The following is an 18,526-nucleotide window of genomic DNA, read 5'->3' as shown; positions in this document are numbered from 1 at the left end:
CGCGTGCGGTGGTCGCCAGGCTCACTCCGGCGACCAGCGCCGTGTCGCATTCGCCGCCCCGCAGGCTCGCGCAGGCCTGGTGGGCGGCTGACAGCCCCGAAGAACAAGCGGTGTTGACGGCCAGCACCGGCCCGGAGAAGTCGAGGAGGTAGGCCAGACGCGAAGCCATGACCGCCTCGTGCTGGGCGGTGATGCCACCCTCGCCTCCGGTCAGCTCGGGGTAGTCGCCCTGCTCGGCACCGACGAACATGCCGATCGTTCCGGCACGCAGCTTGCGTTCGCCGTAGCCCGCGTCCTCCAGGGCACGCCAGGCCTCCTGGAGCAGCAGTCGCTGGCGCGGGTCCAGGGTGCGTGCCTCGCGCGGCGAGATCTCGAAGAACGCGGCGTCGAACTCCGCGATGCCCGGGACGAAACCGCAGCGGACGGCCTCCTGCTGCTCCGCCTCCAGCCCGTCCCAGTCGGTGCGCCGGTCCTCCGGGACGGCGGTCAGCGCGTCCTTGCCCTGCAGGAGGTTCTCCCAGAACTCGTCGACGGACCGGGCGCCGGGGAAACGGCCGCTCATGCCGATGACAGCGATCGGCTCCGGTTCCGTGGGCGCCCCGGGCCGCTGTGCCGGGGCGGACTCGGACCGCTCGTCGGCTGCGGCGCCGGAGACCTCGGCGTCCGGAGTCCCGGAAGTGGCGGGGGCGCTGTCCGTGGCTGCGTCCCCCGCGCCGGGCCGGCGCAGCGCCTCGCGGTGCTCGGCGACCAGATGCTCGACCAGCTTCTGCGGGGTGGGGTAGGAGAAGAAGACCGAGGGCAGCACCTCGATCGCAAGACTCTCCTCCAGGGTCCGGGCCAGCTTGACCAGACTGACCGAGTCGAAGCCGAGCTCGGAAAGGCTCTCGTCGGTGTGGATCTGCTCGCGCGTTACCCGCAGTACGTCGACGATCGCCGTCTTGAGGGCCGCGAGCACCAGCGGTGCGAGGTCCGCGTCCCTGCCGGCCTCCGGCTCCGGGACCTCCGTACGGCGGGACGCGTCTGCGTGGGTGGTGGGGACGTGGGGGGCGGGGGCGGCAGCGGGGACGTCGCGTCGTGATGCCGCCGGCCCGGGCTCCGCGTCGAGCATGCGCCGTACGCGTGCCGGATCACCGGCCATGACGATCTGCTGGGTCTTCCCCTGTCCCAGGAGCTGTTCGAAGAGCGTCAGTCCCTCGGCTTCCCCCAGCAGGCGCAGCCCGCTGGTGGAGAGGTACAGCGCGACGCCGTCCGCGTCGTCGAACCCCATACCGCCGCCGCTCCACAGGGGCCAGTTGACGGCCACCGTCGCGCCGGACAGCGCTCCCCGGCGGACCTGCTGGTCGCGGTGCCGGGCATAGGACGTCTGGAAGCGGTTGGCCACCGAGTAGGCGCAGCCGCCGAAGTCACCGAGGACTGCCGACGTCGATGAGAAGTAGCAGACGAAGTCGAGGGGTTCCGCGGCCAGCACGTCGTCGAGCACGCGCGTGCCGTCCACCTTGGCGGACAGCAGGTCCTGGAAGGACCGGGCGTCGCCGGCGAGCAGCGACGTGCCCTCGGTGACACCGGCGGCATGCACCGCGCCGTGGATCGGACCGAACCGCTCCCGCGCGGTGGCCACCACCTCCCGCATGGCCTGCCGATCGGCGACGTCGGCCTGTCGGTACAGGACCTCGCCGCCCAGCGACTCGATCCTCGCGATGCTGCGGCGCTTGCGGGCGTCGAGGGCCGAGCGCCCGGTCAGTACCAGGCGCGCAGACCAGGTCCTGGCCAGGTGCTCGGCGAGCAGGAGGCCCAGTCCGCCGGTTCCGCCCGTGATGAGGTACGTGCCGTCCGGCCTCAGGAGGTGCTTGCCGGCACCGGGCGGGCTCGGACGGACCCGGCTGGCATGGCGGACACCGGCGCGGTACAGCGCGCTCCCGGACGTCCCGGCGGACCACTCGTTCCACAGGCACTCGAACCAGCCGCCTCGGGCTGCCCCGGCGGGCGGGTCCTGGGACTCCTGCAGGATCGCGGCGAACGGCACGTCGGGTAGGACCCTGCCGAGGGAGCGCTCGAAGCCGAGCCACGATTCCGCGTACGCCCGCTCGACGCCGTCGCGGAACTCCCCGGCCTGCAGGACACGCCCCACCGGCAGCCCTGACGCGGCGATGGCCTGCAGGAGGTGCACGGTGGCGGTGTACGAGCCGGGCAGCTCGGCGCCGTCCAGCGACCACAGGTTCAGGACGCCGTCGACCGCGCCGTACCGCGCCCGGATGTCGTCGAAGACGCGGACGCAGTCGTCCGGGGACTGGTGATCGGCTTCGTAGCAGTGGTCGGACGTCCGGGCGAAACCCGGTCCCCGGGTGACGAACACCAGGGTGACCGCGGGGTCCAGCCCGCGTGCGGTGCGCGCCAGCTCGACACGGTCCGCCGGGTCGGTGCAGAGGCAGACCAGGGTCTGCGGGGCGTCGCCCCGGCGGATGGCGGGGAGGGCTTCCGGCTCCCAGGACTCTGCGAAGAGGAGGGCTGCCGGCGGCTGGTCCTCCCCGGTCGCCGCGGCCGCGCCGGAACGCGCTGACGCACCGCGCGGAGCGAGGGCCGCTGCGGAACGCGTGGTGTCGATCCAGTACCGGTTCCTGGCGAACGGGTAGGAGGGCAGGGCCATGCGGGCCGGGCACCGGCTGCCGTGCAGCGCGTGCCAGTCGACGGTGCCGCCCTGGACCCACGAGGCCAGCAGCCCCGGGAGGTCCCCCCGGGCGAGCGCCACGGGCCCGTCCGGGTCCGCCGCCGCTCCGCTCGCCCGGCCGTGGACCGCTCCCTCGACGTCGGGGCGCCCGTCGGCGAAGTCCCGGAGGCGGGCGAGCAGGTCCGGCATGGCGTGCGTGACGAGACCGAGCCGTTCCCGCATGGCCTCGCGCCCTGTCTGGAGCGTGTGGGCGAGCGCGGGCAGATCGGAGGTCGAAAGGTCCTTCTGCTCGATCCAGTCCGCGAGTTGCGCCGCCTTCTGCCGCAGGAGCTCCATGGTGCGGGCGGACAGGACGACCGGGACGGGGCCGTTGGAGGTGACCGCGGGATCCGGCGCGTCGTCCGGGTCCGGCCGGTACTCCTCTACGACCAGGTGCGCGTTGGTTCCCCCCGCCCCGAAGGAGGAGATGCCGGCGGTCCGCGAAAGCTCGCGCTCCCGGCCGTCGACGGTGATGACCGGCCGCGGCCAGTCGGTGAGAGTCTGCTGGACCGTGAAGGGCGTGCCGTCGAAGTCGATGTTCGGGTTGAGTGCGGTGGAGTGGATCGAGGGGGCGATCTGGCCGTGCCGCATCTGGAGCAGCACCTTGGTGAGCCCGGAGATGCCGGCGGCGCTCTCGGCGTGGCCGATGTTGCTCTTGACCGATCCGATCGCGCAGGACCGGCCCTCGCGCACGTGCTCACCGAAGGCCCGGGTGAGTCCGGCGACCTCGATGGGATCCCCGAGAGCCGTGCCGGTGCCGTGCGCCTCGATATAGGTGACCGCGTCCGGTTCGATGCCGCCCTGCTGCCAGGCGTCGGTGATCACGCGTGCCTGAGTGGCCGGGCTGGGGACGGAGTAGCCGTTGGTCCGTCCGCCGTGGTTGACGGCGACGCCCCGGATGACCCCGTGGATGTGGTCCCGGTCCTTCAGGGCTTGCTCCAGCGGCTTGAGCAGGACGGCGCCCACACCCTCGCCCGGGACGTATCCGTCGCCTCCCTCGCCGAAGCTCTCGCACCGTCCCGTGCTGGAGACGAACCGGCTCTGCCCCAGGAGCAGGTATTTGTTGGGATGCACCGACACGTTGACCCCGCCGGCGACCGCCAGGTCGCAGCTGCCGGACCGGATGCTCTGGCAGGCCAGCTGGATGGCCGTCAGCGACGACGAGCACATGGTGTCGACGCTCATGCTCGGGCCCTGGAAGTCGAAGTAGTACGAGACCCGGTTGGCGACGGCCGCGATGTTCCCGGACACGGCCACCGGGTTGTCGAGCACCTGCTCCTGGGCTCCGTACAGCTGGTATTCCGAGTACATGACGCCGACGTAGACGCCGATGGCGGGGGTGCGGCCGGAGTCCGTCGGAGCCTTCAGCCGGTCCGGGGTGTATCCGGCGTCCTCGACGGTCTCGTGGACGCACTGGAGGAACAAGCGCTCCTGGGGGTCCATCCGTTCCGCCTCGACGGGCGAGATGTTGAAGAACAGCGGGTCGAACTCGTCGACGCCGTCGATGAATCCACCCCACCGGCTGTACGTCTTGCCGGGGGCGTCCGGGTCCGGATCGAAGTACGCCTCGTGGTCCCACCGGTCGGCCGGGATGGTGGTGACGCAGTCGCGTCCGGCAGCCAGGTTCGCCCAGAACTCGTCGACGGTGCGGGCCTTGGGGTAGCGCCCGGCCAGTCCGATGATCGCGATGTCCAGTCCCTGCCGTGCGGGGCGCGCGGCAGCGGGGCGGGGCGCGGAGGGCGACGGTACCTCGGTCTGCTGCGCCGACCACCTCGTCGACGCCAGGGGTTTGCGTCGCAGCGGGCCCGTGGGCCGGACACCGCCGCGGGCCGCCGGGGAGCCGGCGGCCGGGACCACCGGGTCCGTCGCGGCCTCTCCGAGCAGCCGCGACACGTCGGACCGACGGGTGGCGACCAGGTGCCGGGCCAACTCACGGGGCGTACCGAACTCGAAGAACAAGGTGGTGGGCAGCGACCCGAAGACCGCTTCCATCCGCGCGGTCATGGCCATCGCCATGACCGAGTCGAGGCCGAAGCTCTCGAACGACGCGCTGGCGTCCACCCGGGCGAGGGGGAGCTTGGTGGTCTCGGAGAGAAGGTGCTCGAGGAACTCACTCGCCTTCTCCTCGAGCAGGTCGCCGTCATAGTGGGTCACGAATTCGTCCCATCGGTGGGGAAAGTAAGGAACTTCCGCTGCGTCGGGACCGAGGCGTCCCCCAGGGTGCGGCCGCCAGGAGGAACCGCGACCAGGATCTGGCTGTACTCGGAGTGCAGGATCCGGTGGAATTCGCCGATGCCGGCTGCCTCCGGCGGCCAGTTCACGGACTGGCTGTGCCCGCGGCGCTCACCACCGGCGACCAGGTCCTGCCGGTGGCGCGCGTAGGCGTCCAGGAACCCGTGGGCCGCAGCGCCGTCGACCTGGCCGGCTCCGCCACCTGCCCCGGCAGGGGAGGAGACGGTCACGAAGAAGTCCAGCGGGAGCGACCGGGTCGCGGCGTCCAGGTTCACGACGCCCGCCGCCTCCGGGGCGAGGACGCCGAGCTCGTCGCGGGTGGCCCCGGCACTGAGGACGACTCCGTCGATCCCTCCGTGCCGCTCCAGAAGCCGCGCGACCAGTGCGTCCGCCGCGGAACGGCTGGAGATGTCGGCTTGCTCGTAGTGCACTGCGCTGCCGACCGCCGGCTGCCGCAGCACCTCACGGGTCTCGGCGTCCAGCGGCGACGGGCCGACGATGATCACGGTCGCGTTCCCCGTCTGTGTGGCGATCTCCCGCGCAACGGTCCGTGCGAGGGCACCGGACGCGCCGGCGCTGAGATAGACCCCGTTCTCCTTCCAGGGCGGCGGGTGAGGGGCGGCGCGGTCCTCGCACGCGGCCCAGGCCAGCACCTCGCGCCGGCCGTCGACGTACCGCACGAGAGTCTCCTCGGGGACGTCGCGGTTCTCCCGGATCCGCAGCACGGCGCGCTCAGGGGTGTCCGTCCGGTCCAGCACGACGACCTGCCCGGTGAGTGCCGGGTTCTGGAGGCCGGCCGTCCTGAGCACGGCCGCGAGTCCGGTGAGCAGCGTCGCTTCGGGAGTACCGGGAACCACCAGTTGGACATGGGTCGGGCCGGCGGCGCCGCGCTCCAGGGAGCGCAGGTGCCGCAGCACCTGCTGGCCGTACGCGGTGTACCGGCGTTCCGGGACCTCCTCCTCGCTGGCCAGCACGAGCACGTCGGCGTCGTCGCTCCGCAGGAGCGGCGCCAAGCCGGGCACTCCGGCGAGCAGCACGGTCGGGCGGGCGTCGACCGCGGGCGGCCGGGTCGGCGCGGGTCGGGCCTGCCACTGCGCGCGGAGCAGGAGCGGCTGCCCCCCGGCCGCCTCCACCTCGGCCGGAGTGGTGTCGCGGGGTCCCGCCGCGGGACCGAGTGCCGCCGGTTCGACGTGGTCCCGGTCGGAGGCGGCCGGGTCGAAGGAGAGTCCGCCGATCCGGATGCGGACCCGGCCCTGATCGTCGGCCAGGTCGATGTCGAAGCCGGCGGCCCGCCCCGGGCCGGCCGGCTCTGCGGCGGGGCGCACCCAGGCCCACATCGAGGCCGTGCAGGCGTCGAGGACGAGGATCTCGTCGATGGCGCGGACCGTCGCGGGTCCACTGCCGCCCTCCGCCAGGTCCGGTCCGGCCGGCCGGGCTCGAACGCCGGAGCACACCTGTACCGCGGCGTCGAGCAGGCCCGGATGTAGCACCAGACCGTCCTCGGTGTCGCGGTCCGGGTCAGGCAGCGCCAGCCGGATCAGGGTGTGGCCGGGTCCGGTCCAGATGTGCCGCACCACGTGCAGGGTGGATGCGGGAGCGGGTCCGTCGTCCTGGTGGTCCTGGTGGTATTGCTCGCCGGTCAGGCCGGCACCGCGGCAGGCCCTTTGCAGGGCGGGCACGTCCAGGACCGTCTCCGCGGCTCCTTCTGCGAAGTACAGGACCCCCGTGCTGTGTTCGACGGCGTCCCCGTCGCTGTCCCCGCCTGCCGGTGTGCTCCGGATCCGGAACCGGATGTCGCCGTCGTCCTCCGGGCGAAGACCGACGTGCGTCGCGCGGCGGCCGTCGCCCGGAGCGAGCGGCTGCGCGAACGAGATGTCGCGCAGCACCACCGGCGCGGTGGGATCGACGCTCGCCCTGCTGCTGAGGCAGCACGCGGCCACGGCCATCTCCAGGAAGGCCACGCCCGGCACGGTGCGAGCGGCGCCGTCGCCCAGGAAGCGCTCCTGTCCGGTCACGACGGACGTGAAGCGTTGCTCGCTGAAGTCGGACGTGTTGGCCTGGACAAGCGGGTGCAGGGGCGCCGGTCCGCCGAGCGCGGGCGGTGCGGCGGCGGACAGGTCGTCGAAGGCGTAGTACCGCTCCGCCGCGAACGGGTAAGCAGGCAATGCGACCCGCCGCGGAGTCGCGGTCCGGTAGAGGGACTGCCAGCTGACGGGCACTCCGCTGACCCACAGTTCGAGCAGCTTCTCGTACTTCCCCTTCTCGGCCCACGCCGCGATCATCACGTCGAGGTCGGAGTCCGAGGAGAACAGCGTCAGTTTCTGGGCGCCGTCGGCGACCGAACCGCGGACCACGTCTCCTCCGGCGAACTCGTCGGCCAGGAACCGGCCGAGCCGCGCGACCAGCTCGGGTACGGAGGCAGCGACGACGCCGAGGCGTTCCTCGCGTGCTTCGCGGCCGACCTGAAGGGTGTAGGCGACGTCCGTGAGCACCAGGTCCGCGTTCTCGGGGCGGCCCAGCCACTCCACCAGGTGTTCGGCCCGTGCCCGAAGCTGCTCGGTCGTGCGGGCGGACAGCGGTATCACGGCGCGCGCACCGGTGTCGGCCGGCGAGCGCGGCAGGGGGCTGTCGGGGACGTACTCCGCTATCACCACGTGGGCGTTGGAGCCTCCGGCACCGAAGGCCGACACGCCGGCGACACGGGGCAGCGCACCGCGCGTGCCGTCGTCCGCCACAGGGGCCGGCCACTCGGCCGATTCCCGTTGCACGACGAACGGGGTCTGCTCGAAGTCGATGTGCGGGTTGAGTTCCGAGGCGTGCAGGGACGGGGCCAGCGCGCCGTGCTCGAGCTGGAGCAGCACCTTGGTGATGCCGGCGATGCCGGCTGCGCTCTCGGCGTGCCCGATGTTGCTCTTCACCGAGCCGATGGCGCAGAACCCCCGGTCGTCGGTGTCGAACGCTTTGCACAGTCCGGCGATCTCGACCGGGTCGCCCAGGGAGGTGCCGACGCTGTTCGCCTCGATGTAGCTCACATCCCGCGCGTCGACGCCGGCGCGCCGCAGGGCCTCGCCGATGACCTCCGCCTGCCCCAGCGGTTCCGGAACCGAGTAGCCGCTCGTTCTGCCGCGGTGGTTGGCGGCGGTGCCCTTGATGACGCCGTAGATCCGGTCGCCGTCCGCTACCGCCCGTGCCAGTGGCTTGAGCAGGACCGCGCCCACTCCCTCGCCCGGTGCGTAGCCGTCGCCTCCGGTGCCGAAGCTGGCGCAGCGGCCGTTGCTCGACGCGAGCCGGCCCTGGCTGAGGAGCACGTACTTGTTCGGGTGCAGCGAGAGGTTCACTCCTCCGGCCACCGCCGTGTCGCACTCCCCCGCCTCCAGGCTCCGGCAGGCCAGATGCACGGCCGTCAGCGAGGACGAGCACATCGTGTCCACGCTCAGGCTCGGGCCGCGGAAGTTGAACACGTGGGAGACCCGGTTCGCCACGGATGCCGAGTTGCCCGGCACGACCGGCGCCGCGCCGTTCTCCAGCGCCCGGGCGCTGTGGAGTTGGTACTCCTGGTACATCACGCCGACGAAGACGCCCACCGGGCCGTCGAGCCGGTTGCCCGTACGGTCCTTGCCGATGTCCCGGACGTACCCGGCGTCCTCCAGGGTTTCGTGCACACACTGCAGGAACAGCCGCTCCTGCGGGTCCATGATCTCCGCCTCGCGCGGGGAGATGTTGAAGAACTGCGGGTCGAAGTCGTAGACGCCGTCGAGGAATCCGCCCCACTTGCTGTAAGACTTCCCCGGGGCCCCCTTGCGCGCGTCGAAAAAGCGCTCGTGGTCCCAGCGGTCGCGCGGGATCTCGGTGACGCAGTCCCTGCCTGCGGCGAGGTTCTGCCAGAACTCCCGCACGTCGCGGGCCTGGGGGTAGCGGCCCGCCAGGCCGATGACCGCCACGTCGGGTGATGCCGTGGCCGGACCGGCGGGGCGCGCCGCCGGCGCAGCGGACGGCACTGGCCACGTCCGTCCCGCTCCGGGAACGGGCTGTTCCGGGGCGTCCGGCCCGACGGCGGGTGGCTGCCGCAGTCCGCCCGCCGCGGGGACCAGCTCCCCGATCTGTTGCGGGTGGGTCTGCAGGAGGTGGCGGGTCAGGGCGCTGATGGTCCGGTGCTCGAAGAACAGGGTCTTGGGCAGCGAGCCGAAGACCTCCTCCAGGGCGCGGGTCATCTCCATGGTCATGACGGAGTCGACGCCGTAGTCCTCCAGCGACGCCTCGGCGTCTATCCGGTCGGCGGGCAGGTCGATGACCGAGGACAGGAGCCGTTTGAAGTAGGCCACGGCCTGCTGCGTGGTCGTCTCGTCCAGGCCCTGCGCGACTGCCGCCATCCTCCTGGTCGTCCCGGGGGAATCCGCGGCGTCCGGCGACGGCATGGGCCGGGGCACCGGGCCGTTCACGAGGAGTCCGCTGAGGAGGGTCTGCGCGATCCTCCGGCGATCGCCCCACAGCACCATCACCTGGTCGGAGGGCGAAGCCAGGGCCAGGTACAGGGCGCGCAGCCCGTCCCCGTCCGGCAACGGCACCAGGCCGAAGCGCTCGTGCAGCGCGCGTTCCGTCGGCGCGTCGACCCGCATCCCGCCGTCGGCCCACAGGGGCCAGGCGACCGACAGTGTCCTCCCCCGCCGCTCGCCCCGGGCCACCAGCGCGTTGCGGTGGGAGGCGAAGGCGTCCATGAACGCGTTCGCGGCCGCGTAGTCGCTCTGTCCGACATTGCCCAGGGCCCCCGCGACCGAGGAGAACGTGATCAGGAAGTCGAGCTCCGCGTCCTGCGTGGCCTCGTCCAGGTGCACCAGTCCGGCGACCTTCGGTGCCAGCACCCGGGCGAAGGCGTCCGCGTCCTTCTTGATGACGAACGCGTCGCTGGTGAAGCCGGCGGCGTGCAGGACGCCGTCGATCCGACCGTACCGCTCCCTCGTCTCCTGGACGAGCCTCACGACGTCGTCCCTGACCGCCACGTCGGCCTGTACGTAGACCGCCTCCGCGCCGTGCCGGCGCAGTTGTTCCAGCAGCGTGTCCTTGGCCGCGTCGCGGGGCGAACGGCCGGCGATCACGATGCGGCCTCCACGGATCCGCCGGGCGATGTCCTGGGCGAAGACCATGCCCAGACCGCCGGCGCCCCCGGTGACCAGGTACACGCCCCCGTCCTTCCAGGGTGCCGCCGCCGACCGGCGGTGGACGTCCTCCTCGCGCCACCTCAGGACCTCGCGGAGGCCACCGCGGTACCGCACCGCGACGTCCGTGAGAACCGCGCGGTCCACCGTGACCAGGGACACGGCGCGCTCCGGGGTGTCCTCCGGGTCCACCAGCACCATCTGTCCGAGCAGTCGGGGATTCTCCAGTCCCGCCGATCTCACGACGGCGGCCAGTCCCGTCCACAGCGACGCATCGACGGCCGGGGCGAGCAGCTGTACCCGGACCGGGTGGTGGGCGGGTGCCGCGAGCAGGCGTTTGACCTCGTCGAAGACCTGCAGCGCGTAGTCGGTGTAGCGGCGCCCTACATCCGGCGCGCCCGAGGACAGCCGGACCACGCGCACGGTGCCCTGCGCCTCCAGTGCCGCGGCGACGTCGGGAAGTTCCACGACGAGCACCAGGCCCTCGGGCGCCGGGGCCGTGGCCGGCGCCGGGACCGCGGTCACCCAGTGCGGAGCAGCGAACAGCTCCCGGGCGGTCGTGGCCACCGGGTGGGCGCGCAGCGCGACGCCCTTGAGCCGGACCCGCACCCGCCCCTCGTCGTCGCAGATGTCGATGTCCAGGCGACGCAGGCCCGCGCCCTCATGGCCCGCGCTGTCCCGCACCCAGGCCCAGGCCTCCGGTGGGCAGGGGCCGAGGATCTCGACCTCGTCCAGCGCGAACGGCAGCTGCGGTTCCTCGCCCGCTGCCCCGGACAGCAGACCCGCACACGCCTGCAGGCCGGCGTCCAGGGTCGACGGGTGGAGCCCGTAGGCGTGCTGGGTGTCCCGCACCGCCTGCGGCAGCCCGATCCTGGCCAGGGCCTGTCCCGCGCCCGTCCACAGCTGCTGGACACCCTGATGACCCGGACCGTAGCTGATGCCGCGCGCCTCGGCGCTCGCGTACAGCGCGTCGGCGTCGGGTCCCGGGGTCGAGCAGGTTTCCCGCAGTCGCGGCAGGTCGACGCGGACGTCGGTGTCCGCAGCCAGGGGTTGCGCGGTCACGTGCACCACGCCCTCGCTGTGGACCGTGTCGGCAGTTCCGGTGGCCGGGTCGCCCGGGCTGAGGATGGTGAATCCGACCTCACCGTCCTGCTCGGGCCGCAGGCGGACCTGGACGGTCAGGCCCGGCTCGTGCAGGGTGACCGGCCGCGTCCAGGCCACGTTCCGGATGCCCGAGACGCGGTAGGGCTCGTCGACGGAGGCCGCCACTGCGGCTCGGGCCAGTTCCAGACAGGCGGCGCCGGACAGGACGGGCCTGCCCCTGACCTGGTGGTCCCGCAGGAAGAACTCCTCGCCGGTGTAGACGGACGTGAAGCGCTGGCCATGGAGAGTGGAGCTGTTGACGTGCACCAGCGGATGGAGATGCCCCGGGACCGCCGCCTGGTCCGGCTCGGCCGCGGTGGCGTCGGCCAACCAGTGGCGCTCGCCCTGGAAGGGGTAGGTCGGCATCGATATGCGGCGCGGCGCCCACGCGGATGCTGATGCGCTGTGCAGCGTCGACCAGTCCACCACGAGGCCGGTCGTCCACAGCCTGACGAGCTCGCCGTACGCGCGCTGCGCGAGCGCCGCATCCAGCGTGCGGGTCTGCTCGGCGTCGGCGGTGAAGACGGCCAGGGTGCCCTGCCGGCGTTCCACCCGGCCCCGGTACAGGCCGGTGATCACCGGCTCGCCGGCCAGGAACGCCCGGAGCTTCCCGGTGAGTTCACCGGTCGTGGCCGCGAGGAGCCCGAGGCGTTCCTCGTAGGCCTCCCGGCCTGTCTGGAGGGTGTGGGCGATGTCCGCGAGCTCGGCCGTGGCGCCCTCCCCGGTCGTCCAGCGCAGCAGCTGCTCGGCCTGTGCCCGCAGGGCGTCGTCCGTCCGAGCGGACAGGACGACGGCCGCGGGACCGCCCGGAGCAGGAGAGCCGTCCGCGGGGCGGGGCGCCGGAAGGTACTCCTCCACGATGACGTGCGCGTTGGTGCCCCCCGCCCCGAAGGAGGAGATGCCGGCGATCCGCGACGCGGCGGTGCCGTCGGCGCCCGTGGGGCGACTCCACGGTGCCAGCTCCCGGGCCACGTAGAAGGGGCTGCTGTCGAAGTCGATGTGGGGGTTGAGCACTTCGGAGTGCAGGGAGGGTGCGAGCCGGCCGTGCTTCATCTGCAGCAGCACCTTCGTCAGTGCGGCGATGCCGGCCGCGCTCTCGGCGTGCCCGATGTTGCTCTTGACCGAGCCGATCGCGCAGAACTGCGTCCGCTCGGTGTGCTCGCGGAAGGCCTGGGTCAGTCCGGTGATCTCGATGGGGTCGCCGAGTGAGGTGCCCGTTCCGTGCGCCTCGACGTAGCTGACCGCGTCCGCGAAGACCCCGGCCTCACGGAGCGCATGGCCGATGACGTTGTACTGCGCGCGCGGGTTGGGCACGGAGTACCCGTTGGTCTTGCCGCCGTGGTTGACCGAGGTGGCGCGGATGACGCCGTAGATGCTGTCGCCGTCCTCGCGTGCGCGGGCGAGTGGCTTGAGCAGGACCGCGCCGACACCCTCCCCCGGGACGTAGCCGTCCCCGCCCTGCCCGAAACTCTCGCACAGGCCCTTGCTCGACGCGTATTTGCCGCTGCCGAGCATCAGGAACTTGTTGGGGTGCAGCGAGAGGTTCACGCCGCCCGCGACGGCCACCTCACATCCCCCCGTCCGAAGGCTCTGGCAGGCCAGGTGCAGCGCGGTGAGCGACGAGGAGCACATGGTGTCGACGGCCATGCTCGGACCGTGCAGGTCGAAGACGTACGACACCCGGTTGGCGATGGTCGACGCGCTGCCGGACAGCGTGACGTTCCGGCCGCGCGCCTGCTCCTGGGCACCGTAGAGCTGGTACTCCTCGTACATCACGCCGACGAAGACGCCGACGTTGCCGGGCAGGCCGCGGTCGTCGCAGCGGCTCAGCGCCTCGCGGGTGTACCCCGCGTCCTCGAACGTCTCGTGCACACACTCCAGGAACAGCCGCTCCTGCGGGTCCATGAACGCCGCCTCGCGCGGGGCGATGTTGAAGAACAGCGAGTCGAAGCGGTCGACGCCGTCCAGGAAGCCGCCCCACTTGGTGTAGGTCCTGCCGGGCGCGTTCTTGTCCGGGTCGAAGTAACGGCCGTGGTCCCAGCGGTCGGCGGGAATCTCCGTGACGCTGTCGCGGCCCTCGGCCAGGTTCTGCCAGAACTCCCGGATGTTGCGTGCCTGGGGGTAGCGCCCCGCCAGTCCGATGACGGCGATCTCCGTGTCCCCGCGCACCGGCTCGCGCGGGCTGCGCCGCACGACGGCCGGGCGGGCGGGCCCCGGCCGTGCCCCGCCCCGCACGGTGGTCTCGTCCGCCGGGGTGGCGGACGGCTCGGGGGCTTCCGCTGGGAGCAGTTCGACCAGGCGCGGCCGATGCGCATCGACGAAGTATCCGGACAGGGCGCTGATGCTCTGGTGCTCGTAGAACAGCGTCTTGGACAGCGACCCGAAGACCCGCTCCAGCCGGTTGGTCAGGTTCATCGCCAGGATGGAGTCGATGCCGTAGTGCTCGAGGGCGTCGTCCGCGTCGATCCGCTCGGCGGGGACGCGGAGCTCGGTGGCGAGGAAGTCGACCAGGTACCGGCAGGTCCGCTCCTCCAGCGTGTCTCCTGAAGGGGCGCCGCCGCCGTCTTGCGCGGCGGTGGCGTCCGGGAGCCGGACGGCACCGGTCGGCTGGGTGCCGCCGGCCCGCTGGGCGGTCGTTTCGGCGGTGTACACGCGGGAGGTGAATCCCCGCAGGCGGCAGCACGGCACCCCGGTGTCGTCGAGGAGGTCGATGTCCAGCTTGCGGATCCCGAGACCGGGCTGGTCGTCGTCGCTGTACCGGACCCACGCCCACATCTGCGCGGTGCACGGCCCCAGAACGTCCAACTCGTCGAGCGCGAAGGGGAGGTGGAGCGGGGCAGGGCCGGAGTCCGCGCCGTCGCCGTCCCGGCCGAACAGGCCGACAGCACACTGCAGGGCGGCGTCCAGCAGGCTCGGATGCAGCACGTAGGCGTCCGTGCCGGCCGGCGTACCGGACGGCAGGCGCAGTCGGCCCAGTGCCTGCCCGTCGCCTATCGCCACACTCGCGATGCCGCGCTGCGCGGGGCCGTAGTCGAGGCCCAGAGACCGGTATATGCGGTAGCACTCGTCGGCGTCCATCCGGGCGGCACCGCACGCCTCCCGCAGCGCGGCCACGTCCACGGCCACCGGCGTGGCGGCGGCGAGGGCGCGCACGGTGCCCTGACTGTGCACGACGGCGTCCGTGTCCGGGTCCTCTCCCGGAACGCTGGAGATCTCGAAGGCCACCTCCCTGGCGGGCGCGGAGTCCCCGGGCGGCGGAACGGTACCGGCAGGCGCGGCGTACAGCGTCGTCGTGACGCGTAGCGGGTGCTCGGCGACCGTAAGGGGTTGGGCCCACACCACGTTGCGGAGCACGGTCCGGCCCGTAGGACCGTCGAGTGAGGCCTCCAGCGCGGCTCGGGCCATCTCCAGGTGCGCGGCCGCCGGCAGCACCTTGCGGCCGTTGACGACGTGGTCGGTGAGGAAGAACTCCGCACCGGAGAAGTACGAGCCGAACCGCTGGGCGTCGAGGGTGGAGGTGTTGGTGTGGATGAGCGGGTGGTGCCGGCCGGCGGCGGAATCGGCGGAGCCGGCCGCCGCGCCCAGGTCGCCCACCCAGTAGCGCTCGCGGGCGAAGGGGTAACCGGGCAGCGGGAGCACGGGGGGCCGCCGGGACCCGTACAGCTTGGCCCAGTTGACGCTCAGGCCCTTGACCCACAGACCGAGCAGCCGGTCGAACTTGCCCTTCTCGATCCACACGTCGACGGTCGTGGCCATGTCGCCGTCGTCACCGAGGGCGGCGAGGGCCTCCCGGTGCTCCTTGACGTTGCCGAGGTGCAGGTCGATGTCCTGCTCGCCGGCGACGAACCCGGTGAGTTTCCGGGTGAGGTCGGCGGGCGAAGCGACGAGGAGGGCGAGGCGATGGTCCATCGCCTCACGGCCGAGCTGCAGCGTGTGGGCGACGGCACCGAGGTCGACGGTGGCGGGGTCCTGCGGCAGCAGCCAGTCGAGCAGGTCCCGGGCCCGCTCCCGCAGCCGCTCGGGGTCCTTCGCCGAGAGGACGACCAGGCGCGGGGTGCCCTCGGGTGCGGGAAGGGGCGGGGAGTCGGCTCGGCGGTACTCCGCCACGACGACGTGGGCGTTGGATCCGCCGGCGCCGAACGAGGAGACGCCGGCGATCCGGTCGCCTTCCGTGGTCCGCCCGTCGCCGCCACTGACCGCGGGCCGCTCCCACGGGGCCGTCTCCCGCTGGAGACGGAACGGCGTCCGGGCGAAGTCGATGTTGGGGTTGGATTCCTGCGCGTGCAGGCTGGCCGCGATCTGCCCGTGCTGCATCTGGAGGATGACCTTGAGCAGTCCGGCGATGCCGGCGGCGGCCTCCAGATGGCCGATGTTGCTCTTCAGCGAGCCGATGGCGCAGTGCTGCCCGGAGCCCTGGTCGGACGCGAACGCCTGGGTGAGCCCGTCGATCTCGATCGGATCGCCCAGCTCGGTGCCGGTACCGTGCGCTTCCATGAAGCTCACCTCGCCCGCGGAGACGCCCGCCCTGGCGAGCGCCTCGCGTACCACCTCGGCCTGCGCGACCGGGCTGGGGACGGTGTAGCCGTTGGTCCGGCCGCCGTGGTTGATGCTGCTGCCGCGCAGGACGGCCCGGATGCTGTCGTTGTCGCGCTCGGCATCGGACAGCCGCTTGAGCAGGACGACCGCCACGCCCTCCCCCGGCACGAACCCGTTGCCACCGGCACCGAAGCTGCGGCACCGGCCGTCCTCCGACAGCATCCGCTTGCCGGACATCAGGGTGTAGTTCGACGGATGCAGGTAGAGGTTGACCCCGCCGGCGACAGCCAGGTCGCACTCGCCGCGGCGAAGGTGCTGCATCGCCTCGTGGACCGCGCTCAGCGACGAGGAGCAGAGGGTGTCGACCGGCAGACTGGGCCCGGTGAGGTCGAGCAGGTACGACACCCGGTTCGCCACCGAGGCGAACGAGGTCAAGGGGTGCAGCTTCTCGTCGCGCCTCCACAAGTCGGGCCCGTACAGGTCGAACCCGGTCTTCGAGACGCCGGCGAAGACACCCACGTTCCGCCGATGGGCATCGGCCAGCCGCTGCCGGGTATAGCCCGCGTCCTCCAGCGCGTTCCAGGACTCCTGCAGGAACAGGCGCTCCTGCGGGTCCATGCTCATCGCCTCCTGCGGCGAGATGGAGAAGAACAGCGGGTCGAACTCTGCGAACTCGTCCAGGAATCCGCCCCACTTGCTGTAGCTCAGGCCCGCCGCCACCGCCTCGTCGCGGTCGGGGTGGTAAAAGCCCTCCAGCGGCCAGCGGCCCTCGGGGATCTCCGTGACGCAGTCCCGCCCGGCGGCCAGGTTCTCCCAGAACTCCCGCAGGTTGCGGGCCTGCGGGAACCGCCCGCTCATGCCGATGACGGCGATCGCGTCCTCGGTGGGAGCGGAGGCGGACGGCCCCGCCGCGGGCGCCGGCCGCTCAGCGGGTTGGGCAGGCGCCTGCCGCTCAGCGGGGTGGGCGGTCTCCTGCCGCGGTGCCGCAGCGGCCTGCCGGGGCGCCGCCGTCCCCGTCCAGTCCAGACACCCCTGCCGGTGCGCCCGGAGGAAGTAGGACGCGAGGGCGTCCAGCGCGTTGAAGTCGTACAGCAACGTCCGGGGAAGATCCGGGAAGACCGCGGCGAGCTTGCGGTTGAGACGGGTGACGACGATGGAGTCGATGCCGTAGTCCGTCAGTGGCGTCTGGGCGTCGATCTTCCCGACGGGCAGGCCGATGACATCGCTGAGCAACTGCCGAAGCCTGCTGACGACCCGGTCGAGCAGTGCCTCCTCACCGATGCCTTCGGGCGGCGCGGCAACGGGAGCGGTGACCGTGGCGGGGGCCGGGGCGGATCCGGTGCTGGTCGCCGACTGCCCGAGCAGCGTCCGGCGGATGCGAGGGACGTCGCCCTCGACCGCCATCACCTGGCAGTGCTCCGACCCGAGGGACTCGTGGAAGACCCTGATGCCCGACTCGGTACGCAGAGCGTGCATGCCGGTCTGCTCGCGCAGGGCCTGCTCCGTCTCCGTGTCCACCGGCATTCCGCCCTCGGCCCACAGCGGCCAGTTCAGCGACAGGCTGCGCCCGGACCGCAGCCCCTGCGCGACCAGACCGCCCCGGTGGTGGGCGAACGCGTCGAGAAACGCGTTGGCGGCGGCGTAGTCGCACTGGCCGACGTTGCCCGTGACGGCCGCGGTGGAGGAGAACAGGGCGAAGAAGTCCAGTGCGTCGTCCTTGGTGGCGGCGTCGAGGTTGAGGGTGCCCGCCGTCTTCGGGGCGAGGACCTCACGCACCTCCTCGGCGCTCTTGTGCGCCACGAATCCGTCCCGGAGCACTCCGGCGCTGTGGATGACGCCGTGGATGGCACCGTGCTCTCGCCGCACGCCGGCCAGGTACGCCTCGACAGCGGCCGGGTCGGACACGTCGAGCCGGTTGTACTCCACCCGCGCCTGCGGACGGTAGAGGCCTTCGAGCAGATGGCGCCGGCTGCTGTCGAGGGCGGAGCGGCCGCTCAGCAGGACGGTCGTGTTCTGTACGGACCGCAGCAGATCCCGGGCGAAGATCAGTCCGAGCCCGCCGAGGCCTCCGGTGACGACGTACGTACCGCCTTCCCGCCAGGACGTGGCCGTTTGCTCGGGGCTCACCGACTCGTGCCACGTCAGTACCTCGCGCACGCCGTCGCGGAACCGCACGACGCGGTCCTGGCCGCGCTCACGACTGTCCAGGATCCGGGCGGCGGTGTCCGTCGGCCCGGCGGCCGGGTCGACGAGAAGCAGCTGGGGCACGATCCCGGGGTTCTCCAGCCCCGCGCTCCTGACCATGCCGATCAGACCCGACAGCAGGATGTCGTCCCCCTGCGGGGAGACCACGAGCTGCACCAGCGTGGGCCGCAGTTCCGGGTCGCCTGCCAACGGACGGAGCGAGGTGAGCGCCTGGGCCGCGAGCTCGGCGTATCGGTCCGCGAACCCCGTGGCCCCGGACCGCAGCAGGCGTACGTCGACCGTCGCGTCCTGCCGGCGCAGGGCGTCCTCCAGTGCCGACGGCCCGGCGAGGAGCACCACGTGTCCCGGTTTCCGCGCGGTCGCGGGGGTGTCCGCCGTCTTCCAGACCGGGTGGCACCGCAGCAGCTCGGATGGGGGCACCGCCGGCGGGGCGCCCGTGGGCGATCCCGGTTCCGCCGGCTCCTGACGCTCCTTCAAGAACCTCTTGACGTGCTCCTTGGAGACGCGATCGGCCTTGAGATCCAGCAGAAGCCGCTCCAGCTGGCTGTCCATG

General features: G+C 72.3%; 2 protein-coding genes (1 of these 2 only partly in view). Both read right to left on the bottom strand.

Translation table 11 applies throughout. The features are described from left to right. Positions 1 to 4,858, bottom strand: partial view of an SDR family NAD(P)-dependent oxidoreductase gene (locus tag OG379_RS38935; RefSeq protein ID WP_405668156.1) — the 5' portion only. Its footprint begins 4,511 nt before the window's first position; only the first 4,858 of its 9,369 coding nucleotides appear in the window; its start codon is at positions 4,856 to 4,858; its stop codon lies off the left edge, out of view. Beyond that, positions 4,855 to 18,525, bottom strand: coding sequence for an SDR family NAD(P)-dependent oxidoreductase (locus OG379_RS38930; protein WP_405668154.1), 13,671 nt, complete (start codon positions 18,523 to 18,525; stop codon positions 4,855 to 4,857). The genes OG379_RS38935 and OG379_RS38930 overlap by 4 nt, the downstream gene beginning before the upstream one ends. Between the last annotated feature and the right edge of the window lies 1 nt (position 18,526).

Source organism: Streptomyces sp. NBC_01166, assembly GCF_045039765.1.
In the GTDB taxonomy this organism is placed as follows: Bacteria; Actinomycetota; Actinomycetes; order Streptomycetales; family Streptomycetaceae; genus Streptomyces.
This window is presented reverse-complemented; position numbering and strand designations above follow the sequence as displayed.

Coding starts and splice junctions, on each gene's coding strand:
- OG379_RS38930 (WP_405668154.1), bottom strand. CDS start 18,525: ATGGACAGCCAGCTGGAGCGGCTTCTGCTGGATCTCAAGGCCGATCGC.